Genomic DNA, 15,867 nt, shown 5'->3' on the forward strand with positions numbered 1-15,867 from the left:
AGTTCACTGCTGGTAGTTCACTCTTCCGGGTCGTCTTCCTCGACGTCGAGCTCGCCGAGGATGGCGTAGAGCTTGCGTCGGGCCTCGCTGAGGACCTCGACGGCCCGCGCCTGCTGCTCACGCGTGCCCGCGTGGGCCATCTGCTGCATCGCCGCACCGAGGTGGCGTGCCGCCGTGCGCAGTTTCGCGGCGTGCACGTCGAGGTCGTCGGTGACCTGCTGCCACGGCGGCACGCCCTGGAGCTTCGCCGCCTCCGACTGGCCGGTCTCGGTCAGCGTGAACAGCTTCTTGCCGCCCGCCTCGTCGGTCGACGCGACGAGGCCTTCGTCGGCGAGCATCTGCAAGGTCGGGTAGACCGATCCCGGGCTGGGCCGCCAGAGCCCGTCCGTGCGGCCGGAGATCTCCTGGATCATCTCGTAGCCGTGCATGGGGCGTTCGGCCAGCAGCGTGAGGACCGCCGCGCGGACGTTGCCCTTGCGCTGCCTGCCGCCCCTGCCCCGCCCCCGGCCGTGACCGGGGAACCCCGGCGGCTCGGGTGGCATCGGAGGACCGGGGAAGGGGCCGCCGCCTCGGCCGAAGCCGCCGCCGAAACCCCCGCCGAACCCGCGCCCCGGCTCACCGAAGCCGTGCCCGCGGTGGTGCCTGTGCCCGTGCGGGCCATGTCCGTCGAAGAACATCGCTGTACTCCCTCATCGATCGGTTGTGACGTGTCGACGATATATCGGAACGTATCGCGATGCAACGGTGATGTGCGGCGCGGTGGTGGCGGCGCACACTGGCGGCGTGGTCGGAGGTGGTCCGCGGCCGTGGGACACTGGACGGTGCTATGACTGCCCTCCCCCTTGTTTTCGACGCGCCCAAGCGCGGTCTGCCGCCGCGCCACCTCGCCGACCTCTCCGCCGACCAGCGTCGAGAGGCCGTCGCCGCGCTCGGTGAGAAGCCGTTCCGCGCCGCGCAGCTGTCGAACCACTACTTCGGCCGGCTGACCGTCGATCCGGACGCGATGACCGACATCCCGGCTGCCGCCCGTGACCGCCTGGTCGCCGACCTGATGCCGCCGTTGTGGACGGAGCTGCGCAGCGTCGAGGCCGATGCCGGCACGACGCGCAAGACGTTGCTGCGAGCGCGCGACGGGACGTTGGTCGAGAGCGTCCTGATGCGCTACCCCGACCGCGCGACCCTGTGCATCTCGTCGCAGGCGGGCTGCGGCATGGCGTGCCCGTTCTGCGCCACCGGCCAGGGCGGGCTGACCCGGAACCTGTCCACGGCGGAAATCGTGGACCAGGTGCGGCGTGGTGCGGCGGCCATGCGTGACGGCGAGCTGCCGGGCGGGCCGGGCCGGTTGTCGAACATCGTGTTCATGGGCATGGGCGAGCCGCTGGCGAACTACCGTCGCGTGGTCGACGCGGTGCACCGCATCTGCGACCCCGCGCCCGACGGGTTGGGGATCTCGCAGCGCTCGGTGACGGTGTCGACGGTCGGGCTGGTGCCGGCGATCCGGAAGCTGACCGAGGAGAACCTCCAGGTGCGGCTCGCGGTTTCGCTGCACACGCCGGACGACGAGTTGCGCGATACGCTCGTGCCGGTCAACACCAGGTGGAAGGTCTCCGAGGTCATGGAGGCCGCGCGGGGTTACGCGGACAAGACCGGTCGCCGGGTGTCGATCGAGTACGCCCTGATCCGCGACATCAACGACCAGCCGTGGCGCGCGGACATGCTGGGCAAGCTGCTGCGCCGGCACCTGGGCCGGCTCGTGCACGTCAACGTCATCCCGCTGAACCCGACGCCGGGTTCGAAGTGGGACGCGTCGCCGAAGCCCGTGGAACGCGAGTTCGTCCGCCGCGTCAACGACCAGGGCGTCGCCTGCACCGTCCGCGACACCCGAGGCCAGGAAATCGCCGCCGCCTGCGGTCAGCTCGCCGCCGAGGGCTGACGACTCACTCCCATTGACGACGCTCGAGCTGCCATGCACCCGCAGGTGCTTGCGGCTGCAGGAGTGGGCTGATGAAGGCATCGGCCAATGGGGTGACACCGTCGAGAGTGCGGTATTCGACGGGGAGTTCGCGAGCTTTGGCGGCTTCGGCACGATATCCCGCTGCCCAGGCCGGGTCGGGCACGGTGAAGGCACCCGGAATAATCAGGTGCGTACCAGCCGCCCGGCGTCGGTCCACTTCGGCATGCAGGGCTTCGTGGGCGGTCGCGCCGTTCAAAGCCGACTGATGTGCGATCAGGACCAGGTCGACCAGGTCCTTGAACCTGGTCGACGGCGCCAGTCGTTCGCCGTGGCGCTCGTACATCGCGGCGATCTTGTCTGCGACATGGTCCTCCAACGGCCACACGCGCACCGTCGGCCACGGGCCGGATTCCATCGCGAATGGCGACTCCAGTCGCTCTACCAGCAGTTCGCCCACGGGATGAAGCTCGGCCGACACGACGTCGACGCTGACGGTCGAGAGTTGCCTCAAACCGAACATGACCTTGAAGCGCACTTTGCGGGAGGGGCGGTTCGCCGCTGTTTCACGCGATGTGTCGTGGTGGTCGAACCGCAGGTGGTCGCCGAGGTCCGTTGCCGCTACGCGATCAACGCGGCTACGGAGCTGTCAACAGTGGCTTCGTCGACAGTCCGCAGCAGGTCGATGTCCGTGGAATACCGGGCCTGAGGCCAACGCACCACAAGGACTGGGCCTCCCTTGAGCACCCAGCCGTCGCCATCGGAGTGGAACACCCGGGCCAACAAACGGCGGTGGTAGTAGCGCTCCGGCAGCTCACCGGTGGGAATTCCGGTGAGTTTCGACATGTTGGCGGCGCGAGCCTTCAGTGAACTGGTGAAGGCTTGCGGGCTCAGCGGTGGCAGCATCGTGTCACGATTCGTCGTTCGGTTCGAATGGTGGTTCCTGGCCCGACTCACGCCGAAGCAGGCGTTGGGCGATCTCTGGTGAGATGCGCGAAAGCTGTCCCCAGGTCACAGGCATCTTCTCAAGGTTCGACCATGTGGACCTTCCCAGCTCTTGCCAGGAGGTCGGGACGCTGATGTCGCGGATCGACAGGCCGAGGTGACCGAGAAGGTGATCCAGGAGGTCCGAGCCGTTACCACGCTTGGCCCCGTAACTGTGCGCGTACTGCCCGATCTGATCGGGTAGGTCCTGGAGTCGAACCTGCCCTGCTTCGACGGCCTGCCGGATGATCGTCGCGATGTGGCTCGCATCGATGTGCCGGTGCAGGAGGTCGCGGATCGTGCGGCTCGGGGTGGTGAGCGGAAGACCGTCGAGGACGGTCACGTCGGAGTCCCTGAGATCCGCCCTGTGCAGTCGGACGCCCGGATCGCGCATCGTGCGCCTTCTCGGGACTGTCATCTCGACATGGGTGCCCGGCAGGTCGCCGAGGCCATGCAGTCGGGCGGCCGACTGGTGGGAAACCACCCCGCCATCCAGGTCCAGCTTAGGGCGCTCCCAGGCTGCCGTGGCCGGACGCAGACTCAGCCAGACTGCTTGCTCGGGCCGAGCGGGGGATGCGGTGGATGACGTCATCGCATGGACGCCGTGTCGTACGGGCTCGATCAGGTTGGCTGTCTTGAGTCGGTGCAGCGTGACGTCGTCGACTCCGACGAACAGCGCCTGTCTGGTGGTCACCATGCCCCACTGTCCGGCGGTGTACGCACCGAGCAGTTCGAGGGCCCGGACCGCATCCATGCAGCAAATCTCACATGCTGTGACAGCGTTCCTTACGTCCTGGATGTAAGGAACGCTGTGTCGTTGAAGCGCGTTCGTCCGGGGATTCTGGCGGGAGAATCGATCGAAGCCCTGGTGGGGCTAGCGGCGCCAGGAGGTGCGGCTGCGGACCTGGTCCCAGACCAGGAGGGCGGCCATGGTGATGCCGGTGATGATGACCCAGAGGTTCTCGGTCTGGCCGTGGTGGTTGCCGATCAGCAGGGAGAAGACACCCAGGGTCGACAGCCAGCCGGCGATCTTGATGCCCCTGGGGAACCCGCCGTGCCAGCCCCACTCGGCCGACGGCTCCTCGTGGGGGTCGACCGCCCGACGCTTGGCCAGTTCCGAGGACGAAGACACAGCCGCACGACCTTCCTGCCCGATCATGTTCACCTACGCCGGTCATCGTCGCACACGCGCGCGCGACCCCGGACGTGAGGTGCGCGGCACTCCGCCCGCGTCGACCTGCGTCAACTTTCGTCGGAAACGTTCGAGACCAACGAACGCGGCCGGCGACCAGGTGATTCTTTAACGTTGTCGCCCGTGACGTCTGTCGTTCAGCGGCTCCGGCCCGTCCTGCCGGACTTCCAGGAGGCGCCCGCCGCATTCCTGCGCACCCACGCCGAACGCCTCGGCCAGCTCACACCGTGGCGCGTGGGACGTGAGGTGCTGGCGGTCCTCGTCCTGCTCTGCCTCGACGTCTTCCCCGGCTGGTTCGTCGGCGACTGGAGCCTGTCCGGCTGGCTCCTGGTGGCCGTCGGCATCGGCTACGTGGCGCTCTACCTGGCCCGACTGCTGTTCCCGGCACTCGCCCTGCTGCTCGGCACGTGGGTCGTGTTCAGCTCGGAGCACGGCGGCATCGCGATGGTCATCATGCTCTCCTACGCCGCCGGCTACCGGATCGAACCGTGGCAGCGCGCGCTGCGCACCGCCGTCCTCGCGCTCGCCCTCCACATGATCGCTTGGGACGTGTCCAGCCCCGGCCTGTCCGGCCCGTTCGGTTCCTGGGTGATGCTCACCGTCTACGGCATGGTCATCGCCCTCCCGTTCCTGATCGGCCGGTACGCCGCCCAGCGCAACGCCCTGGTCGCGGCGCTCCAGGAGCGCGAGGAACGGGTCGAGCGCGAACGCCGGATGGTGTCGCGCCAGGTCCGGCTGCGCGAGCGCAACCGGATCGCCCAGGACATGCACGACAGCCTCGGCCACCGGCTCAGCCTCATCTCCGTGCACGCGGGCGCGTTGACGCTGGACACCGGCCTCGACGACCGCCAGCGCGAAGCGGTGCAGGTGTTGCGCAGCGCCGCCCTCACCGCGATGGAGGAGCTGCGCGGCGTGATCGGCGTGCTGCGGCGCGACGAGGAGCCTGAAGAGGACCAGGTGCGGCGGACCGTCGACGCCATCGACGAGCTGGTCGACGGCGCGCGCAGGGCGGGCGTGCGGGTGAGCCTGGTCCGCGGCGGCCAACCCGTTCCGCTGCCCGCGAAGGTCAGCCACGCCGCCTACCGGATCGCCCAGGAAGGCCTCACCAACGCCAACAAGCACGCGCCGGGCGCGAGCGTCCAGGTCACCGTCAAGTACGAGCCGGACGCCCTCGTGGTGGAGGTCCGCAACAACCCGCCGCGGGTCAAGCTGCCCAAGGGCTCCGGGTTCGGCCTGATCGGCCTCGGCGAACGGGTCCGGCTGGCGGGCGGCATGCTGCACGTCGGCGAGATGCCCACCGGCGGCTTCCGGATCGCCGCCGTGCTGCCGTACGAGGACACGGCGGCGGCGGGCGACGAGCCGTCCGACGACGAGCCGGACGTGGAGTCGACCGGGCGGGTCAAGCCCACCGGCATCCGCAAGTGGGCGGGTGTCGGCTCGATCCTGCTGGCCGGGATCGTCGTGGTCGTGGTCGTCGGCGGCTACACGTGGCTCGGGACGCAGCCCGTCACCAAAGTGGTGTCCGACGAGTTGTACGACTCGGTGTCGGTCGGGCAGTCGGAGGCAGAGGTGATGGCGGGGCTGCCGGGTGGCGCCGAGCCGCCGCTCGGTGACATCAGGTCCGACGCCGGACCGGAACCCGCGGGGTCGCGGTGCGAGTACCGCGTGGCCGACCGGCAGACCTACACGTCGCGGGCCACCAAGATCGTGCGGTTCTGCTTCAAGGACGGCAAGCTCGTCGAGAAGAACACCCACCTGCAGGGGATGTGAACGTGATCCGGGTCCTCATCGCCGACGACGAGCCGCTGATGCGCGCGGGAATCAAAGCCATCCTCGGCACCGCCGACGACATCGACCTGGTCGCCGAGGCCGGTGACGGGCGGGAGGCGGTGCGCATCGCCCTCGAACGGAGGGTGGACGTGGCCGTGCTCGACATCCGGATGCCGCGCCTGGACGGCCTCGCGGCGGCCCGTGAGCTGAAGTCCGTCGCGCCGTCGGTGCGGGTGGTGATGCTGACCACGTTCGGCGAGGACGACAACATCGTCCGGGCGCTGTCCGACGGCGCGGCCGGTTTCCTGCTCAAGGACTCGGCGCCCGAGGAACTGCTGCGAGCGGTGCGCGCCGTGCACGCGGGGGAGGCGTACCTGTCGCCGATGGTGACCAGCCGGGTGGTCGGGATGGTCGCCCAGGTGGGTCAACCGCGTCGCCAGGAGGCGATGCGCCAGGTCGAGGGGCTGACCGACCGGGAGGTCGAGGTGCTGGCGCTGCTCGGGCTCGGCATGTCGAACGCGGACGTCGGCCAGCGGCTGCACATGAGCGAGGCGACGGTGAAGACCTACGTGAGCCGGTTGCTGGCGAAGCTGGGGCTCACGAACCGGGTGCAGGCGGCCCTGCTGGCACGGGACGCCGGGCTCAACCCCCAGCCGTAGGGGTCTCAGCGTCCGTAGGGGTTCGCGTACAGGGGGCAGACAGGGGAGTGCCCCCACCGACGGATCGGCGGGGGCACTCCACGGAGTGGTTTCGGTGTGTAGGCGGAGTGTTATGCCCTGGCTCGGCTACCCGTCACCATGCGGTAGATGCCCAACACGATGAGCGAACCGAGGATGGCCAGCAACCAGGTGCCCAGGTCGAAGAACGTGCTGATGTCGGTGCCGAAGATCGCACGGCCGATGAACCCGCCGATGATGGCGCCGACAATGCCGAGCAGCATCGTGATGATGATGCCGCCGGGGTCCCGACCTGGCATGATGGCCTTGGCGATGGCACCCGCGATGAGGCCGAGGACGATCCAACCCAAGATGCCCACGGGGGCTCTCCTTCCTGATGGCCGCGACGGGCTGATCCGTCGTGGCGCTTGATCAGGGAGTGCCCACGAACGGGTGATACCACGCCTCCGTTACCGTTCCGTTATCGAAGTACCGCTGTGCGTGCTATCAGGTTGGTTCCGGAACAATGGGCGGTGATGAGCACACCACGCACGGTTCTGGTCCTCGGTTCCACGGGCTCCGTCGGCACCCAGGCACTCGACGTCATCGCCGCCAACCGCGACCGCTTCACCGTGGTCGGACTCGCCGCGGGCGGCGCTGATCCCGCGACCCTCGCCGCCCAGGCCGTCGAGTTCGGGGTCGAGGCCGTCGCCGTGGCCCGTGCCACCGCGGTCGAGGACGTGACGCTCGCCCTCTACGCCGAGGCGCAGCGGCGCGGCTACCCGCAGGGCGCGTTCAAGCTGCCGCGCATCCTGGCCGGGCCGACCGCGATGACCGACCTGGTCGACTCCACCCCGGCGGACGTGGTGCTCAACGGCATCACCGGGTCCATCGGACTGGCGCCGACGCTGCACGCCCTCAAGAGCGGCGCGACGCTCGCCCTGGCGAACAAGGAATCGCTGATCGCGGGCGGTCCGCTGGTGCTCAAGGCCGCCGCGCCCGGCCAGATCGTGCCGGTCGACTCCGAGCACTCGGCGCTCGCCCAGTGCCTGCGCGGCGGCCGGTCCGACGAGGTCGCCAAGCTCGTCCTGACGGCGTCCGGCGGCCCGTTCCGCGGTCGCACCCGCGCCGAACTCGCGGGCGTCACCGCGAGCGAGGCCATGGCGCACCCGACCTGGTCCATGGGCCCGGTCATCACCGTCAACTCGGCCAGCCTGGTCAACAAGGGCCTGGAGCTGATCGAGGCACGGCTGCTGTTCGACGTGCCCTACGACCGCATCGACGTGGTGGTGCACCCGCAGTCCATCGTGCACTCGATGGTCACGTTCACCGACGGCTCCACGCTCGCCCAGGCCAGCCCGCCGGACATGAAGCTGCCGATCGCGCTGGCCCTCGGCTGGCCCGACCGCATCCCCGGCGCCGCCGCCGCGTGTACTTTCGACGTGGCGACGGCGTGGACGTTCGAGCCGCTGGACGACGACACGTTCCCGGCGGTGCGACTCGCCCGGCAGGCCGGTTCCGGCGGGGGTTGCCTCCCGGCGGTGTACAACGCGGCGAACGAGGAAGCGGTCGCGGTCTTCCTCGACGGCGGCACGTCGTTCACCTCCATCGTGGACACTGTCGAGCGGGTGCTCCAGGAGGCGGGCGGCTGGGCGCGCGAGCCGGTCGACGTCGCCGAGGTGCTCGCGGCGGAGGATTGGGCCCGGGCGAGGGCGCGGGAACTCGTGTCCACTTCGGTGGGGTCTGGAAAGGACTGACGTGCTCGTTTTTCTGGGCATTCTGCTGTTCGCGCTGCTGATCGGCATCTCGATCGCGCTGCACGAGCTGGGTCACCTGGCGACCGCGAAGATGTTCGGGATGAAGGTGACCCGGTACTTCATCGGGTTCGGCCCGCGCATCTTCTCGTTCCGCCGGGGCGAGACCGAGTACGGCCTCAAGGCCATCCCGGCGGGCGGGTTCTGCGAGATCGTCGGCATGACCGCGCTGGACGAGGTCGCACCGGCGGACCAGCACCGCGCGTTCAACCGGCAGAAGACCTGGAAGCGCGTCGTCGTGCTGTCCGCGGGCTCCATCACCCACTTCATCGTCGGCTTCATCATCCTGTACTTCATGGCCTTCACCATGGGCATCCCGAACCTTCGGGACACCCCCATGGTCGCCGAGGTCACGCCGTGCGTGCAGAGCAGCACGGAAGCGGACTGCGCGCCCGGCGCGCCTTCACCGGCCAAGGACGCGGGCTTCCAGGCCGGCGACGAGATCGTGGCCGTGGCGGGCGCGGCGACCCCCACGTGGACCGACGTGCTGGAGAAGACCCGCCTGCGGTCCGGCACGACCGACTTCAAGGTGCTCCGCGACGGTGAGGAGATCACACTCACCGCGGACGTCGCGCGGGTCGACCGCGAGATGCGGCGCAAGGACGGCAGCACCTACAAGTCCGAGGTCGGCGCGATCGGGATCATCCACCAGCGCAACTTCGAGTACAACCCGCTGACCGCGATCGGCGGCGCCACCTCGTTCACCGGCACGATGTTCGAGAACACGTGGGAGGGCCTGCTCCGGTTCCCGCAGAAGATCCCCGCCGTGATCGAGGCGATCGGCGGCGGCGAGCGCGACATCGACAGCCCGGTGAGCGTGGTCGGCGCGAGCCGGCTCGGCGGCGAGGCGGTCGACCGCGGCCTGTGGCAGCTGTTCTGGTTGATGCTGGCGGGGCTGAACTTCTTCGTCGGTGTGTTCAACCTCCTGCCGCTGCTGCCGCTTGACGGTGGTCACATCGCCGTCAACCTGTACGAACGGGTGCGAAACTGGATCCGGAAGCTTCGCGGCCTGCCGGACGGCGCCCCGGTCAACTACCTGCGGCTGTTGCCGCTCACCTACTTCGTGATCTTCGTCGGCGGCTCGGTCACCTTGCTGACGATCACCGCGGACATCGTCAACCCCATCAAGCTCTTCCAGTGAGAGGTGCTAGTCCATGAGCAACGGCGTCATGCTCGGTATCCCGGCGATGCCGCCGCCGGTGTTGTCGGAACGGCGCAAGACCCGCCAGCTCATGGTGGGTTCGGTGGGTGTCGGCAGCGAGTTCCCGGTGTCGGTGCAGTCGATGACGACGACGGTGACCGCCGATGTGAACGCGACGCTGCAGCAGATCGCTGAGCTGACGGCGGCGGGCTGCGACATCGTGCGGGTGGCGTGCCCGTCGCAGGACGACGCGGACGCGTTGGCGCAGATCGCGCGGAAGTCGCAGATCCCGGTGATCGCGGACATCCACTTCCAGCCGAAGTACGTGTTCGCGGCGATCGAGGCCGGGTGCGCGGCGGTGCGGGTCAACCCGGGGAACATCAAGAAGTTCGACGACAAGGTGAAGGAGATCGCGGCGGCGGCCCGGGAGCACGGGACGCCGATCCGGATCGGGGTGAACGCGGGGTCGCTGGACCCGCGGTTGATGGAGAAGTACGGGAAGGCGACGCCCGAGGCGCTGGCGGAGTCGGCGCTGTGGGAGGCGTCGCTGTTCGCCGAGCACGACTTCCACGACCTGAAGATCTCGGTGAAGCACAACGACCCGGTGGTGATGGTTCGGGCCTACGAACTGCTCGCCGAGCAGTGCGACTACCCGCTGCACCTGGGCGTGACGGAGGCGGGTCCGGCGTTCCAGGGGACGATCAAGTCCGCGGTGGCGTTCGGCGCGTTGTTGCGGCAGGGCATCGGGGACACGATCCGGGTGTCGCTGTCGGCTCCTCCGGTGGAGGAGGTCAAGGTCGGCCACCAGATCCTCCAGTCGCTGAACCTGCGGCCCCGGAAGCTGGAGATCGTGTCGTGCCCGTCGTGCGGTCGCGCGCAGGTCGACGTGTACACGCTCGCGGAGCAGGTCACGGCCGGTCTGGAGGGCATGGAGGTGCCGCTGCGGGTCGCCGTGATGGGCTGCGTGGTGAACGGTCCAGGTGAGGCGCGCGAGGCGGACCTCGGCGTGGCGTCGGGCAACGGCAAGGGTCAGATCTTCGTGAAGGGCAAGGTCGTGAAGACCGTGCCCGAGCACCAGATCGTGGAGACCCTGATCGAGGAGGCCATGCGCATCGCCGAGGAGATGGGCGAGGCCGTCGAAGGCGGCGAACCGGTCGTGACGGTCGGCTGACCGGTCCGGCCGGACGGGCGGTGCGGGAGTCGGCTGAGCGGGTGGCGGACGCGCGGTCGACGCGGTCCATCTGGCAGGCTTGAGACGTGCTGAGGCTGGCTGGCGCACGCCTTCTCGACGAGCGGGACCTGACCGAGGTCCTGGCGGTGCTCGCGGCCGACCCGGTGGCGTCCTGCATGGTCGCCGCCCGGGTCGAGGTCGCGGGCCTGGACCCGTGGCGGCTGGGCGGCGAGGTGTGGGCGTACGACCACCGCTCGCTGCGCGGCGGCCGGGTCGACGCGCTCTGCTTCGCCGGCCCGAACCTCATCCCCCTCTGCGGTGACGCGCCCGCGCTGCGCAGCTTCGCGGACCGGGCCCGCCGCCGCGGCCGGATGTGCTCGTCGCTCGTCGGGCCCGCCGAGCAGGTGCTCGGGTTGTGGGAGGAGCTGGCACCGGACTGGGGCCCGGCCCGCGAGGTGCGCGCCGACCAGCCGTTGATGGCGATGGGCGGCAGCCCGTCGATCCCGATGGACCCGCTGGTCCGCCCGGTGCGGCCGGAGGAGTTGGACCGGTACCTGCCGGCGGCGATCGCCATGTTCATCGAGGAGGTCGGCGTCGACCCGTGCGCGGAGGACGGCGGCGTGTCGTACCGGGCGCGGGTGGCCGAGCTCATCGCGGGCGGGCGGGCGTTCGCCCGGTTCGAGGGCGGCGACGTGGTGTTCAAGGCCGAGATCGGCGCCATGTCGACGAAGGTCGGCCAGATCCAGGGCGTGTGGGTGCGGCCGGACCGGCGTGGCCGCGGCATCGGGACGGCGGGCACGGCGGCGGTGGCCGAACGCCTGGTCCGGGGGCTGGGGCGGACGGCTTCGCTGTACGTGAACTCGTACAACGACGTGGCGAAGGCGGCGTACCGCCGGATCGGGTTCGCCCAGGTCGGGCAGTACGCGACCGTGCTGTTCTGACCCGCTGCGGACGTGGTCCCTGTGGGCGTCACGGCCGATGCCACGGCGGGCGGCCCTCCTCGCGGGCGGTTGGAACGGGCATACTCGGCGCCGTGATCGCGCGCACGCCGGCTCTGCCTCGGTTCGCTCTGCTCGGGGTCGTCCTGCTGCTCGTCAGCGGCTGCGGCCTGTTCTCCTCCCGTCCCGGCCCCGACGAGGTGGCCAACGACTTCGTGGCCAAGCTCGCCGCCGGTGACGTCGACGGCGCCGCCGGTGCGACCGACGACCCGGCCGGCGCCAAGGAGGTGCTCGGCAAGTTCCGCGAGGAGTTGAAGCCCGTCGGGCTGAAGGCCGCGGTCCGGCAGATGCGCTCGTCCGGCGAGTCGTCCTCCGCCGGCGCGACCGTGCTGCTCGACTGGGACCTCGGGCACGACCACGCGTGGAGCTACGAGACCGAGTTCGACCTGCGCCGCGAGGAGGACGACTGGAAGGTGCACTGGGCGCCTTCGGTCGTGCACCCCAAGCTGGCCGCGCAGCAGACGCTGGGAGTCGCCGAGGTGCGGCCCGCGCTGGCACCGGTGCTGGACCGCGACGGTACGCCGCTGCTGTCGCCCGAGCAGGTCGTGTCGATCCTGCTCGACGCGAAGGAAGCCGGTGACGTGGGCGCGGTGGCCGGTGCGCTGGCCGCGGCCCTGACGCCGATCGACGCCGCCATCACCCAGCAGTCGATCGTGGACGGGGTGGCGAAGGTGCCCGCCGGGCAGGTGTACCAGGTGGCCGCGCTGCGCGACGCGGACTACCAGACCGTGAAGCCCGTGATCTACGAGTTGCCGGGGGTGCGGTTCACCAGCCGGACGAGCTTGCTCGCGCCGTCGCGCACGTTCGGGTCGCAGGTGCTGCCGGCGGTGCGCAAGGCGGTGGAGGAGGAGATCGCCGGACGGGCGGGAGTGCGCGTCTACACGGTCAACGCCGCAGGTGACGAGGTGGAGACCCTGCACGAGCAGCCGCCGGAGCCGGCTCAGGCGGTGGCGACGGCGTTGAGCCGGACCGCGCAGACGGCGGCCGAGGACGCGCTGGAGCCGGTGCCGCAGGCGGCGATGCTGGTGGCGATCCAGGCGTCGACCGGCGAGATCCTGGCCGTGGCGCAGAACGACCCGGCCGACGCCGAGGGCCCGGTGGCGCTGACCGGCCGTTACCCGCCGGGGTCGACGTTCAAGATCGTGACGGCGGCGGCGGCCTTGTCGTCCGGGCAGGCGACCGCGGACAGCCCGTTGCCGTGCCCCGGCAAGACGACCATCGACGGGCGCCGGATCGTCCCGAACGACCACGACTTCGACAAGGGCACGATCCCGCTGCACTCGGCGTTCGCGTTCTCGTGCAACACGACGTTCGCGCAGTTGGCGGCGGGGATGCCGGCGGACGCGCTGACCAAGGCGGCGGACTCGTTCGGGCTGGGCGTCGACTTCGAGATCCCGGCGATCACCACGGTCACCGGTTCCGCGCCGCCCGCCACCGACGTGGTGGAGCGGGCGGAGGACGGGTTCGGCCAGGGGAAGCTGGTGGCGAGCCCGTTCGGGATGGCAGTGGTGGCCGCGACGGTGGCGTCCGGCAAGGTGCCCGTCCCGACGTTGCTGAAGGGCCGGGAGACCAAGGCCGACCACACCCCGACCCCGCCCACCCCGGCCGTGCTCGAGCCGTTGCGGGCGATGATGCGCGAGGTGGTCGAGTCCGGCACCGCGCCGCAGCTGCGGCCGTACGGGGACGTGCGGGGGAAGACGGGGACGGCGCAGTTCGGGGACGGCACGAACTCGCACGGCTGGTTCGTCGGGTACCGGGGCGATGTGGCGTTCGCGACCCTGCTGCTGGGCACCAACAGCTCCGCTCCGGCGGTCGACGCGTCGGCCCGCTTCCTCGCCGCACTGGACTGAACGGCCCAACATCAATGTGATACCATGTTGCACATGGATCGGATCGGCCTGCGGGAACTCCGCCACCACCCGAGTGAGTACGTCCGGCGAGCCGAGGCCGGAGAACGGATCGCGGTCACCGACCACGGTCGGGTGGTCGCCGAGCTCGGTCCTCCGCGGGGCGAGACGTCGAGCCTGCGCGACCAGCTCATCGCCAACGGCGAACTGCTTCGCGGCCGAGGTGCGCGCCTGCCCGAGCCCTTGCCCGCCACGTCGGGCACGCCGATCTCGGCAGTGCTGCGCCAGATGCGTGAAGACGAGCGCTGGTGATCTACCTCGACACGTCGGCGCTGGCCAAGCTCGTGCACGCGGAAGCCGAGACGGCCGCGCTCCGCGACTGGCTGGGTGACCGGGCGGGCATCAGGTTGGTCAGCAGCTCCCTGGCGCGGGTCGAACTGGTCCGCGCCGTCCGGGCCGAAGGCGACACCTCGATCCGGCAGGCCGCGTTGATCCTGGTCGAGCTCGACCAGATGCACATGACCATGGACCTGCTCGACGCGGCGGGCGCGCTGCCGCTCCCGCTCAAGTCGCTGGACGCGATCCACCTCGTGTCGGCGCTGCGGCTGCGGGGTGACCTGGACGCGTTCGTCGCCTACGACAAGCGACTCCTGGCCGCCGCCGACGACATGGGGCTGCCGATCGCCTCACCCGGAGCGGCCTGACCGACCGCGTAGGGGACAGGCGGCGCATGCGGTGTCACGCTGAGCCGTAACCTGGGGGGCATGTCCGTGCGTGCCGTCCTCCAGCCAGGTGTTCAGTCCCCGCGCCGTCCGGTGCCCGCCCAGATCGTGCGGCCCGAGTACGTCGATCGGCCCGAACCCCAGCGCAACACCGATCCCTGGGTACAGCCGCCCGAGGTGATCGACGCCATGCGGGTCGCGGGGCGGCTGGCGGCGCAGGCGTTGCAGGAAGCGGGCAAGGTCATCGTGCCGGGGGTCACCACCGACGAGATCGACGCGGTCGCGCACGAGTTCCTGTGCGACAACGGAGCCTACCCGTCCACGCTCGGCTACCGCGGTTTCCCCAAGTCCTGCTGCACCTCGCTGAACGAGGTCATCTGCCACGGCATCCCCGACTCGACCGTGGTCGAGGACGGTGACATCGTCAACGTCGACGTCACCGCCTACATCGGCGGCGTGCACGGCGACACGAACGCGACGTTCCTCGCCGGCGACGTGAGCGAGGAGGCCCGCCTCCTGGTCGAACGCACGCACGAGGCCACCATGCGCGCCATCAAGGCCGTCAAGCCGGGCCGCCAGCTGAACGTCGTCGGCCGCGTCATCGAGTCCTACGCCAACCGCTTCGGCTACGGCGTGGTGCGCGACTTCACCGGCCACGGCATCGGCCGCACCTTCCACAGCGGCCTGGTCGTGCTGCACTACGACGCGCCGCACGTGCCCACGGTCATCGAGACGGGCATGACGTTCACCATCGAGCCGATGATCACCCTCGGCGGCATCGAGCACGACCTCTGGGACGACAGCTGGACGGTCACCACCCGCGACAAGAGCTGGACCGCCCAGTTCGAGCACACGATCGTGGTCACCGACGACGGCGCCGAGATCCTCACCGTCTGCTGATCAGCGGCACGAGCGCGGTGGCCACCTCGTCGGGCGACGTCACCGCCCCGAGGTGGTGGCTGTCCAGCTCCACCACCGGCCAGCCCAGCTCACGCGCCGCCGCGGCGGCCTTGGCGTAGGCGGGGCTGAGCTGCACGTACGAGCACGGCCCGGTCCACGCCACGGTGGGCCGGGGCTCCTTCAGGAACGCCAGCGGCACCTCGGGCGCCTCGGCCTCGATCTCCTCCAGCACCCGCACGTCCGGCACCATCGCGGACAGCGCCTCGGGCGCGAACCACAGGTCCCAGCGCGGCATCAGGCCGTCCCGCGAGATGGCCTTGAGGTGCGCCATCCGCTCGGCCGGCGCGTCGTCCCGCCAGCTCCGGCCCGGCGTCGGCAGGTCGGCGTCGAGGAACACCAGCCCGCGCACGGGCGTCTCCAGCGCGTCGGCGAACGCGGGCAGCAGCGGACCGGCGCCGCTGTGCCCGACGAGGACCAGCTCGCCCTCCACCAGCGCGTCCTCGACGGCGTCCGCGAACGCGCCGATCAGCCGCTGGTGGACGGGCGCGGCGTTGACCGTGACCCGCAGGTCGAGCGACACCACCGGGTGGCCGAGTGCGGCGAGCGCCCCGGCGAGCGGGCGCAGGCTCGCCGGCCCGAGGTAGGGGCTGTGCACCAGGACTGCGGTGGCGGGGGCGTCGACCATGGTGTGGATGATGTCAGCCGGGACCGACAAAGTCCG

Annotated in this window: 18 protein-coding genes; 11 read left to right on the forward strand and 7 right to left on the reverse strand. The window is 70.3% G+C overall.

Annotated features, from left to right (window positions below; all coding sequences use genetic code 11):
* Positions 1-17 precede the first annotated feature (17 nt).
* Positions 18-677, reverse strand: a complete 660-nt coding sequence (locus OQ02_RS08125) for a PadR family transcriptional regulator (protein WP_033437644.1) — start codon at positions 675-677, stop codon at positions 18-20.
* Between the two features lie 149 nt (positions 678-826).
* Here OQ02_RS08125 and rlmN point away from each other — a divergent pair, with 149 nt between their 5' ends.
* Complete coding sequence (gene rlmN / locus OQ02_RS08130) at positions 827-1,933, forward strand: 23S rRNA (adenine(2503)-C(2))-methyltransferase RlmN (protein WP_033437645.1); 1,107 nt, start codon at positions 827-829, stop codon at positions 1,931-1,933.
* 4 nt (positions 1,934-1,937) lie between these two features.
* Here the strand turns inward: rlmN and OQ02_RS40020 are convergent, their stop codons facing one another.
* The 4 genes from OQ02_RS40020 to OQ02_RS08145 form a co-directional block, all read right to left on the reverse strand.
* Complete coding sequence (locus OQ02_RS40020; protein WP_269321601.1) at positions 1,938-2,549, reverse strand: nucleotidyl transferase AbiEii/AbiGii toxin family protein; 612 nt, start codon at positions 2,547-2,549, stop codon at positions 1,938-1,940.
* 23 nt (positions 2,550-2,572) lie between these two features.
* On the reverse strand, positions 2,573-2,857 hold the full coding sequence (locus OQ02_RS46630) for a nucleotidyl transferase AbiEii/AbiGii toxin family protein (protein ID WP_269321596.1): 285 nt from the start codon (positions 2,855-2,857) through the stop codon (positions 2,573-2,575).
* 4 nt (positions 2,858-2,861) lie between these two features.
* Positions 2,862-3,689 (reverse strand): type IV toxin-antitoxin system AbiEi family antitoxin domain-containing protein, encoded by an 828-nt coding sequence (locus OQ02_RS08140; RefSeq protein WP_063747026.1) that lies wholly within the window; start codon positions 3,687-3,689, stop codon positions 2,862-2,864.
* A 120-nt stretch (positions 3,690-3,809) separates the two neighbouring features.
* Complete coding sequence (locus tag OQ02_RS08145) at positions 3,810-4,067, reverse strand: DUF2631 domain-containing protein (RefSeq protein WP_051772089.1); 258 nt, start codon at positions 4,065-4,067, stop codon at positions 3,810-3,812.
* 183 nt (positions 4,068-4,250) lie between these two features.
* Here OQ02_RS08145 and OQ02_RS08150 point away from each other — a divergent pair, with 183 nt between their 5' ends.
* Complete coding sequence (locus OQ02_RS08150) at positions 4,251-5,897, forward strand: sensor histidine kinase (protein WP_231499911.1); 1,647 nt, start codon at positions 4,251-4,253, stop codon at positions 5,895-5,897.
* Positions 5,898-5,899: 2 nt separating this feature from the next.
* The gene (locus OQ02_RS08155; protein WP_033437975.1) at positions 5,900-6,556 is read left to right on the forward strand and encodes a response regulator; all 657 of its coding nucleotides are present in this window, start codon (positions 5,900-5,902) and stop codon (positions 6,554-6,556) included.
* 110 nt (positions 6,557-6,666) lie between these two features.
* Here OQ02_RS08155 and OQ02_RS08160 read toward each other — a convergent pair whose 3' ends face one another.
* Complete coding sequence (locus OQ02_RS08160; RefSeq protein ID WP_033437647.1) at positions 6,667-6,933, reverse strand: GlsB/YeaQ/YmgE family stress response membrane protein; 267 nt, start codon at positions 6,931-6,933, stop codon at positions 6,667-6,669.
* Between the two features lie 156 nt (positions 6,934-7,089).
* Here OQ02_RS08160 and dxr point away from each other — a divergent pair, with 156 nt between their 5' ends.
* From dxr to map, 8 genes are all read left to right on the forward strand, one after another.
* Positions 7,090-8,310: a 1-deoxy-D-xylulose-5-phosphate reductoisomerase gene (gene dxr, locus OQ02_RS08165; RefSeq protein WP_033437648.1), complete on the forward strand. Its 1,221-nt coding sequence runs from the start codon at positions 7,090-7,092 to the stop codon at positions 8,308-8,310.
* Between the two features lies 1 nt (position 8,311).
* Positions 8,312-9,508 carry a M50 family metallopeptidase gene (locus OQ02_RS08170; RefSeq protein WP_033437649.1) on the forward strand — a complete coding sequence of 399 codons (1,197 nt, stop codon included), beginning with the start codon at positions 8,312-8,314 and terminating at the stop codon, positions 9,506-9,508.
* Positions 9,509-9,521: 13 nt separating this feature from the next.
* Positions 9,522-10,679: a flavodoxin-dependent (E)-4-hydroxy-3-methylbut-2-enyl-diphosphate synthase gene (ispG, locus tag OQ02_RS08175; RefSeq protein WP_033437650.1), complete on the forward strand. Its 1,158-nt coding sequence runs from the start codon at positions 9,522-9,524 to the stop codon at positions 10,677-10,679.
* A gap of 86 nt (positions 10,680-10,765) precedes the next feature.
* On the forward strand, positions 10,766-11,620 hold the full coding sequence (locus OQ02_RS08180) for a GNAT family N-acetyltransferase (protein ID WP_033437651.1): 855 nt from the start codon (positions 10,766-10,768) through the stop codon (positions 11,618-11,620).
* 92 nt (positions 11,621-11,712) lie between these two features.
* Positions 11,713-13,527 carry a penicillin-binding transpeptidase domain-containing protein gene (locus OQ02_RS08185; RefSeq protein ID WP_231499912.1) on the forward strand — a complete coding sequence of 605 codons (1,815 nt, stop codon included), beginning with the start codon at positions 11,713-11,715 and terminating at the stop codon, positions 13,525-13,527.
* Positions 13,528-13,560: 33 nt separating this feature from the next.
* Positions 13,561-13,836, forward strand: coding sequence for a type II toxin-antitoxin system Phd/YefM family antitoxin (locus OQ02_RS08190; RefSeq protein WP_033437977.1), 276 nt, complete (start codon positions 13,561-13,563; stop codon positions 13,834-13,836).
* A complete protein-coding gene (locus tag OQ02_RS08195) occupies positions 13,833-14,228 on the forward strand; it encodes a type II toxin-antitoxin system VapC family toxin (protein ID WP_033437652.1) in 396 nt (131 codons plus the stop codon). Before OQ02_RS08190 ends, OQ02_RS08195 begins: the two co-directional genes overlap by 4 nt.
* Positions 14,229-14,288: 60 nt before the next feature.
* Positions 14,289-15,146 carry a type I methionyl aminopeptidase gene (gene map, locus OQ02_RS08200; RefSeq protein WP_033437653.1) on the forward strand — a complete coding sequence of 286 codons (858 nt, stop codon included), beginning with the start codon at positions 14,289-14,291 and terminating at the stop codon, positions 15,144-15,146.
* On the opposite strand, the gene OQ02_RS08205 is transcribed toward map, so the two are convergent.
* Positions 15,133-15,831: an alpha/beta fold hydrolase gene (locus tag OQ02_RS08205; RefSeq protein WP_033437978.1), complete on the reverse strand. Its 699-nt coding sequence runs from the start codon at positions 15,829-15,831 to the stop codon at positions 15,133-15,135. The two genes, map and OQ02_RS08205, sit on opposite strands and share 14 nt — an antisense overlap.
* Positions 15,832-15,867: the final 36 nt, after the last annotated feature.

Origin of the sequence: Saccharothrix sp. NRRL B-16314 (assembly GCF_000716595.1) — a bacterium.
Taxonomy (GTDB): Bacteria; Actinomycetota; Actinomycetes; order Mycobacteriales; family Pseudonocardiaceae; genus Actinosynnema.

Bases quoted from the DNA above. Each gene is read 5' to 3' on its own strand.
- OQ02_RS08125 (WP_033437644.1), bottom strand. From the start codon at position 677: ATGTTCTTCGACGGACATGGCCCGCACGGGCACAGGCACCACCGCGGG.
- rlmN (WP_033437645.1), top strand. From the start codon at position 827: ATGACTGCCCTCCCCCTTGTTTTCGACGCGCCCAAGCGCGGTCTGCCG.
- OQ02_RS46630 (WP_269321596.1), bottom strand. From the start codon at position 2,857: ATGCTGCCACCGCTGAGCCCGCAAGCCTTCACCAGTTCACTGAAGGCT.
- OQ02_RS08140 (WP_063747026.1), bottom strand. From the start codon at position 3,689: ATGGATGCGGTCCGGGCCCTCGAACTGCTCGGTGCGTACACCGCCGGA.
- dxr (WP_033437648.1), top strand. From the start codon at position 7,090: ATGAGCACACCACGCACGGTTCTGGTCCTCGGTTCCACGGGCTCCGTC.
- ispG (WP_033437650.1), top strand. From the start codon at position 9,522: ATGAGCAACGGCGTCATGCTCGGTATCCCGGCGATGCCGCCGCCGGTG.
- OQ02_RS08190 (WP_033437977.1), top strand. From the start codon at position 13,561: ATGGATCGGATCGGCCTGCGGGAACTCCGCCACCACCCGAGTGAGTAC.
- map (WP_033437653.1), top strand. From the start codon at position 14,289: ATGTCCGTGCGTGCCGTCCTCCAGCCAGGTGTTCAGTCCCCGCGCCGT.
- OQ02_RS08205 (WP_033437978.1), bottom strand. From the start codon at position 15,831: ATGGTCGACGCCCCCGCCACCGCAGTCCTGGTGCACAGCCCCTACCTC.